At 32.3% G+C, this 8,498-nt stretch carries 3 protein-coding genes; all 3 read left to right on the top strand.

Going from position 1 to position 8,498, the window contains the following annotated elements; translation table 11 throughout:
* Positions 1-1,325, top strand: a 1,325-nt coding sequence (locus tag ACI3VO_RS00345) for a fibronectin type III domain-containing protein (protein ID WP_439755999.1), incomplete at its 5' end; no start/stop codon positions are given.
* Positions 1,326-1,557: 232 nt separating this feature from the next.
* Entirely contained in the window at positions 1,558-4,056 is a 2,499-nt protein-coding gene (locus tag ACI3VO_RS00340; RefSeq protein ID WP_439755998.1) for a DUF4430 domain-containing protein, read from the top strand.
* A gap of 370 nt (positions 4,057-4,426) precedes the next feature.
* On the top strand, positions 4,427-8,281 hold the full coding sequence (locus ACI3VO_RS00335; RefSeq protein WP_439755997.1) for an Ig-like domain-containing protein: 3,855 nt from the start codon (positions 4,427-4,429) through the stop codon (positions 8,279-8,281).
* Positions 8,282-8,498 lie beyond the last annotated feature (217 nt).

The following is an 8,498-nucleotide window of genomic DNA, read 5'->3' as shown; positions in this document are numbered from 1 at the left end:
AAGCTAAAATTCCACAATATATTTTAGATGAAATCAAAAAAGACAATGGAGATCTTACAGAAAGAGACAAAGAAGGTTGGTTAGGAGAATTTGATTATACATATATGTCAGGGTGGATGTACTGTGTAAATAATAAATTCCCTAATTACGGTGCTAGCTCATATAAACCTAAAGATGGCGACATAATACGCTGGCAATTTACTGTTTGGGGTTATGGAGCTGACATATGTGATAATAGTGAATGGGGTCAACCAGCTTATTTAAACTATGCAAATAGAGATAAGCTTACACAAAAGATTGCTGAAATAAATAGTGCTAGCAATAAAAATAAATTATTATCTAATAGCACAGTTAAAAATGCTTACAACAATGCTATAAATATTCTAGAAGATATGACATCAAGCCAATCTAAGGTAGATAAAGCATATAATGAATTAACTAGCGCAGTAAATGAAGCATCGCAAAATCCAACACCAACTGTTAAAGCTGTTGAAGGATTTAAAGTGACAGGAGCGACTGCATCAAAAATAAATTTAGCATGGAACAAAGTAGATGATTGTACCGGATACAAAATTTACAGATATTATTCAAGTAGTGACAGTTTTAAATTAATAAAAACTATAGACAGCAAAAATACACTTACTTATGAAAATACAGATAGAATATCTGCAACTACTTACAGATATAAAATAAGAGCGTATAAGGTAGTAGATGGAAAGACTATATACTCTGATTACTCAAATGAAATAAAGGCTACTACAAATCCTCTTAAACCTAAATTTGTATCTAGTACTGCAAAAACAAATAGCGTTACTTTAAACTGGAACAAAACATCGAGAGCAGATGGATATGAAGTTTATAGATACAGTACAACTAGTAAAAAATACAGCCTTATAGGTGAAACTAATGCAAATACAACTACTTATAATGATTCAGGTAGAAGTTCTGCAACTAGTTACACATATAAAATAAGAGCATATAAATTAGTAGATGGTGTAAAACATTATTCAAACTACTCAGATAGCTTAAAGGTCGTAACTAAACCGCTTACACCGGTGGTTACATTAAAATCAACTGTAGCAGGAAAGGTAACAGTTACATGGAGTAATACAAGTAGCAGAGCGACAGGATATAAGGTTTATATGGCCACATCAAAAACAGGAACATATAGCTTAATAAAAACTACTACATCTAAGAGCTACACAAAAACAGGATTGACTAAAGGTAAGACTTATTACTTTAAAGTAAGAGCATATAGAACTGTAGATGGAAAAAATATTTACAGCGATTATAGTACTATAAAATCTATAGTAGTTAAGAAATAATCTAAAATAATAATCAACCCTTAAAGTAAAAATATATCAAATAAAAATTGACTGTTAAACAACATGTTTTCAGTCAATTTTTGTTTTTGAATATAGTGAATTAAAAGATGTATTTTAAGTAGTAGTACTTATATTAAAAGTAGTAGTACTAAGTAGTAGCACTAAAATCATACTTTTTGATAGCTTTCTTTAAATTATAATTATATTAATAAACAAATATGGGGGGAAGAAGATGAAGGAATTATTTAGAAATTTTAAAAAGATCGCAACATCGTTTTTGGCTATATGCCTAATCTTATCGATGTTACCTTTACAAGTATTTGCCGCAGATACAACTACAGATGAAAATATTACTGTACAAGTATCTGTAGAAAATAATATTTTTTTAGAGGATGCCGGAAATGGAGCTCCTGCATTTACAGGCGAGCTTGTAAGTACTACAGTAGAGGTTCCTAAAGGAACAAGTGGACTTGACGCTTTCAAAAAAGCACTTGATAAAGAAAAAATCGAGTACAAAGAAAGCGGCGGTTATGTTTCTAGTATAGGTGGTTTATCAGAATTCGATGGTGGAAGTGCAAGTGGATGGATGGTTACAATTAACGATTGGTTTACAAACACAGGAATTGGTGATCAAGTAGTAGAAGATAATGATGAAATCAGATTCATGTACACTTGCAATTATGGAGAAGATTTAGGTGGTTCTTGGAACAATAATGATAAAACCTTAAAAGCCTTGAAGACAGATGTAGGTACTTTATCACCAGAGTTTTCAAGTGATGTTAAAGAATACGAATTAAAGGTCCCAGAAGGTACAAAACAAGTAGTAGTTACACCAACAGCTACAAATAAAAATTTCCAAGTAAGAGCGAGTGTAGGCGATACTGAATACAAGAGAATTCAAGCTATACCAGTGCAAGATGGAACTGTTATAACTGTAAAATGTGGAGATCCAGATTGGCCAAGTATGAATGGTGGAAGCTATGGAGATGCTGATAAAATACCAGCTGAAACTTACAAAATAACAGTAGCAGAAGAAAAATCATCAAGTGAAGATATCGAAGGTAACTATGGTGAAACAATAGATACTGTACCAGATGACTTTGCAAACGATTTATGGCTACAATACGATTTTAAAGAATTAAAATCTGGAGATACTGCTACTATATACCCAAGAAGGGTTCCACAAATAATAGACAATCCAATAAGTAACAATATAACAAGACCTGATTTTAACTTTGAAATAATAAAAGGTGACAGTATTACTTTAGATACAACAAAAACTACTGACAAAGCTACAGTAACAGCAGTTAAAGAAGGAACATCAATAGTAAAGGTTACTTACGACGTTGTAGGAGATAACGGTGCATCATCAATAGTAAATACAGCATACGTTGTATACGATGTAATAGGAGATACTGACACAGGGATAACTATAGACTCTAACATAACATTGACATCTTACGACACTATATATTACACAGAAGGAAAATCTGTAGATTATACAATAAATCCTACTGTAGAAGGTGCAGATGAAGTAAAAGTTACATGTAATGGAAAAACTATAGAAAAAACTGATGATGGATATGTTCTTCCACTTGAAAATAGAAGTAATATAATAGGAATAATAGCCAAAAACGACAAGGGAACAAAGAAATACTATAAAGTAATAGATGCTAGAAAAATAGAAATATCAGTAGTCAATGCGAGCAGAGAAGGAGAAGAACTACAAGCTGGCGATACTGCAAAAATTAGCTTCAAAGGTATTACACATCCAGTATATAAATTAGCTACTATATATAACCCAACTTGGCTTCAAGAATCATGGGGAAATAAAGGTACTTTTGTTGAATATACAAATGATATAGTAGGTACTGTTAAAGGATATTGTAAACAATACGATTTAGCTACTAATAATACTATTACAGTCACTTTTGATAAAGAAGGAAGCTATAAATTTACATCAGGTAGAATATTTACTCAATGGTGGGGTAGCGAGCTTGGTGCAGATAAGGGTGAAGAAGGAAAAGGAGATCCGAACTTAAGTGCTCCTCAAAATGAAAGATACTTCTCATCTATGCCTGATTTTACAATAGATGTAAAAGAGAAAGATCCAACTGTAACATTTGATGCAGATAATGGTACTGATAAAATAGTTAAATCAGTTAAAAAAGGAGAAATATTAGATTATACTCCTGAAGTTCCAACTAAAGATGGATATACTTTTGTAGGATGGTACTTTGACACTGACGATACAACTACAAAATATCAATTAGGTGCTACATATACAGAAGATGTAACATATAAAGCTAAATGGGCTCATGTAGAAATGCTAGGAGCACAAGGCAAATTAGTAGTAGATGGCAAAAGTGGTATAAGATTTGGTACTAAGATATACGATGACGGAGATGAAATAGTAGAAAAAGGTACTTTAATCATACCAGCTAATTTATTAGAAGAAGGACAAGCTTTAACATTAGATAATAAAAAAGCTGCTAGAAGTATAGGTAAGGTAAATTACGAAGTAAATAAAGAAGAAAACTATGTAACTTATTTAGGAACAATAATAAATATACCAGAAACTCAATTTGATAGAGAAATGACAGCAGCATCTTATGTAATATACAAAGACAAAGTTGGTAATGAATATAAAGTTTATTCTCAATATCCAAATAAATCTACATCAGTTTATAAGCTTTTAGGAAATAGTGTTGATTGGGATAATGAATGGTAAATCATACGAGTATAAATTTATAAAAATTATTTTAAAAAATTAAAATAAAATTTTAAAAAGGGATATGAAATAGATTAAAATCTACTCCATATCCCTTTATTACTTTAAAAAATAAGTAAAGTGGTACTACTAGTAGTATAAAAGTGCTATATAAGTGTATAGCACTAAAATCATACTTTTTAAAAAGGTCTTCTAAAGTATAATTGTGTTAGAGAAATATATATAAAATTAGGATAAATTGGAGAAATATGTCTAGTTTATTTTATACTTCTGTTATTTCTAAAATAAAATTGACATTAATACTGAAAATGGAGGTGATATGACAAATAAATCTCATTTATTGTTAATAAAAATAGAAAGGAGTAAAAAAATGGGAAAAATAAAAAACAAATTTTTAAGTCTTATTCTTGCATTGTGTATGGTAGTTGCTTCGATGCCAATAGCTAGTTTTGCAAATATAGCTAGTGTTGCTGATGCTGCATCAAGAGCAATGTACTACACAGTGGAAAAATATGACGCTGACGGTAATGGAACTATGATGGTTGCACCAACAAGTACAATGAACTGGAGTGGTAGATATGGTACAACTTTCATAAAATCTCTTTTAGGAGATAATGTTCAACTAAGCAATGATGCAGTTACTGCTATCAAAGATGATAGCCAAGAGGATGGTTGGCTAAATAATGGTGATTTAGTCGATGGATCACAATGGTATGTTGTAGCTGATAAAGAAGCTTACTTAGATACATCATATTTTTATGCAAGTGATGTAACTGTAATTCGTTTTATTTATGTTCCAGGTAATGATTTAAGCAAGGCAGGTTTGACTTCTGAAGGTCTTAGCTGGGGTGTAGATGCTAAGGTTATACTTGATAGAAGCGAATTAATCAAGACTGTTTCTGAATACAATGCTTCAGAACTTGGCGGAAACAGATTAAAGGCTTACAATGCAGCTATTGACATGATTTTAAATACAAAGGATGCAACAGCTGATACTGTAGAAGAAGCTAGACAAAATCTTATCAATGCGACAGATTCTGCTACAGGAATTACACTTCCAGATGAAAGTGTAAGCATCTATGCTGGTGAAAGCTATGAAGTAAAACCAGTACTAGATCCTCTAGGAAGTACAGACAAATTAACTTGGAAATCTAGTGATGAAGCTGTAGCGACAGTCAGTAACGAAGGTGTTGTAAAAGGTGTTGGCGCTGGAGAAGCAACAATTACTGTAACAGCCGAAAACCCAGATGTAAAAGCAGAACTTAAAGTAACTGTATCTGATGTCAACGGTGTTTCACTTACAGCTCTTACTGGAACAGAAGTAGAAGCACAGTCTGGTGAACTTCAATTCCTTGCATCAGTAGATCCTTCAGATTGGGATGGAAATATTGAATGGAGTGTTAGCGACCAATCAATTGCAACAGTTACTGAAGAAAGCACTAATAAATTAATGGCAACTGTCAAGGGATTAAAAGAAGGTAAAGTAACTCTTACAGCAAAAATAGGTTCAAAGGAAGCATCACAAGAAATTACAATAAAAGAATATCAAGGACCATATGTTTATTTTGAATATGCTGATGGAAGAAAACAACTTTTAGATGACGATGATACTATTACTTTAACATGTTTAGATGAAGGTAAATTTGTTGTTGGTAGATCAAGCGGAACTACTACATGGAGTGGTGGTAGCGACTTTGTAACTTCTATTCAAGGTGGAGATGATTTATCATATTGGACTTTTATCAACAAAGAAACTGGTAAATGGAGTCCATGGGATACTAGAAAATTAACAATAACAGTTGATTCAGGTGGATGGTCAAAAACATTTACTGTAAATTGTGTTTCTAGTGGAATCACAGAATTAAAAACTTATGTAGGTGATAAGGAAGTTTCATTAGATAATCCTTATGAATCTGAAGGTCGAGTAAGTGGTGTTCCAGTTACAGTAAAGGGTAGAAAAGCAGATAGCGATGAATGGATTACTATTCCAGCTCAAGCACTACATTATGATACAAGTGATACAACTTACAATATAAGATGGCTAGGCAATCAATTAGTTCTTACTGCTGGTGGTCAAGCAACAATGTCAGTTTTCATGCGTGATAACTGGAGCGTTAAAGCACAATTTATTGCAAAATGTAACTATGTACCATTGACTGGATTTACTATTGAAACTCCAGAAACTTTCACTATTACTGGTGAAAAAGACTTTATGACTGGTAATTACTATGGTTTAGGACTTTATACAGATAATCTTAAGATAACATATACACCAAGTAATGCAACTAATAGAAATTTAAATTGGGAAGCATTGACACCAGATATCGCAACATTTACTACAGAACATAATGCAGGTATTGTTCCTAAAAAATGCGGTACTGCGAAATTTAAGGTTACTAGTGCAGATAATTCTGAACTTGTACAATATGTAACTGTTAAGTTCTTATATCAAAAACCATTAGAAAAAGCAGAACTTGAAACAACAGAATATGAAATGAAGGTTGGCGATACACAAGAATTAAACATAACAACTACACCTTCTGATGCAACAGAAAAAGGTTTCACATATACTTATGACAACGAAGGTATCGTTGAAATTAAAGATGGTAAAATTGTAGCAAAGAAAGCAGGAACAGTTAAGGTTACAGGACAACCTTTAGATGATACACAAGGCTGCAACAATATCGAATTTACTGTTACAGTTACAGGTGATATAGTTGAACAAGACGACCCTACAGCAACAATTAAGGCAGCTATTGAACATGGTCTTAATTACATATCAATTCAAAGTATGAGTAAATACGGAGATGAATGGAATATATTCACAACTCTTCGTGCAGGAGGATCTATTTCTGAAGAAAATAAATCTTCATACCTTGAAAGTACTGAAAAGGCTGTACAAGAAGGATTATCTCAACCAACAGATTACGCACGTGTTATATTGACATTAGGGGTTTTAGGTGAAGATCCAACTAACTTCGGTGGTGTAAACTTGATCGAAAAATTATACAACTGGAAAGGTTTAGATGAATTAACTTCTAACCAAATTTCTTGGACATTATTAGCTTTAGATAGTAAAGACTATGAAATTCCAGCAGATGCTAGATGGAGTAGAGACGATTTGATTAGAATGTGTCTAGAATTCCAAGACGAAAGTGGAGGATTCATGTTAACAGGTACTCCAGATGTAGATATGACAGGTATGATTATGCAAGCATTAGCACCTTACAACAATGATGAACATCAAGAAGTACAAGAAGCATTTGCAAAAGCATTAACTTGGCTTCAAGGACAAATGACAACAGAAGCAGGTTTTGCAGAAAATTCTTCTTCTAATGAAAACAGCTGTACAACAGCACAAATATTAACTGCATTATCAGTAGCAGGTATTGATCCACTAGATGGAAACAATGGATTTACTATTGGTAAGAAAAACATGGTAACTAATTTATGGGGATACAAAGCAGACCAAGGATTTTACTGGGATAAAACAGTAGATACAAAAGGCAATGCTATGGGTACTCAACAAACAACTTATGCATTTGAAGCTTATCGTCGTTACAGAGCAAATGAAAATTCACTATATGATTTAACAGATGTTCCTACAAAAGTAGATAAAGTAACAGTTAAGTTTGATGCAGATAATGGTGAAGACATAATAACTAAGGAAGTATCAAAAGGACAAACTTTAGACTCAGTGCCACAAGCTCCAACTAAAGATGGATATACATTTGTAGGTTGGTATACTGATACTGATGATACAACTACAGGATTTAAAGCAGATGCTACTTATGAAAATGATGTTACATATAAAGCTAAATATGCTCACGTAGAGATGTTAGGAGCACAAGGTAGATTAGTAGTCGATGGTAAGAGTGGTATAAGATTTGGAACTAAGTTATACGATGACGGTGATAAAATAGTAGAAAAAGGAACTCTAATACTTCCTGTAAATCTATTAACAGAAGGAGAAGCTTTAACACTAAGTACACCTAAAGTTGCTAAATCAGTTGCAAAAGCATTATACGAAGTAAATGAAAAAGAAAACTATGTAACTTACTTAGGAACAATAATTAATATACCAGAAGCTCAATTTGACAGACAAATTACAGCTGCATCTTACGTAATTTACCAAGATAAATCAGGTAACGAATATACAGTATATTCACCATATGCTAATGGTTCTACATCAGTTAACGATATTTTAGGAAAAATTGCTGAATAATAAAGAAATCTATATAAATATTAAATGACAACAAAAGGGATATAAAATAAAGTAAAATTTATTATATCCCTTTTATAGAGAGGATAAAAAAATGAAGAAAAAACTATTATCTATGTTAGTTTCTTTTATGATGATGTTCAATTTATTGACACCATTTGCAGCATATGCAGAAGAAACTACAGAGGGATCACAAGAAAACTACATAGTTTTTGATGTG

The sequence above is a fragment of the Intestinibacter sp. genome, assembly GCF_051866655.1.
Classification (GTDB): domain Bacteria; phylum Bacillota; class Clostridia; order Peptostreptococcales; family Peptostreptococcaceae; genus Intestinibacter.
This window is presented reverse-complemented; position numbering and strand designations above follow the sequence as displayed.

Excerpts from the sequence above, each read along its gene's own strand:
- ACI3VO_RS00340 (WP_439755998.1), top strand. The coding sequence starts at position 1,558 with ATGAAGGAATTATTTAGAAATTTTAAAAAGATCGCAACATCGTTTTTG.
- ACI3VO_RS00335 (WP_439755997.1), top strand. The coding sequence starts at position 4,427 with ATGGGAAAAATAAAAAACAAATTTTTAAGTCTTATTCTTGCATTGTGT.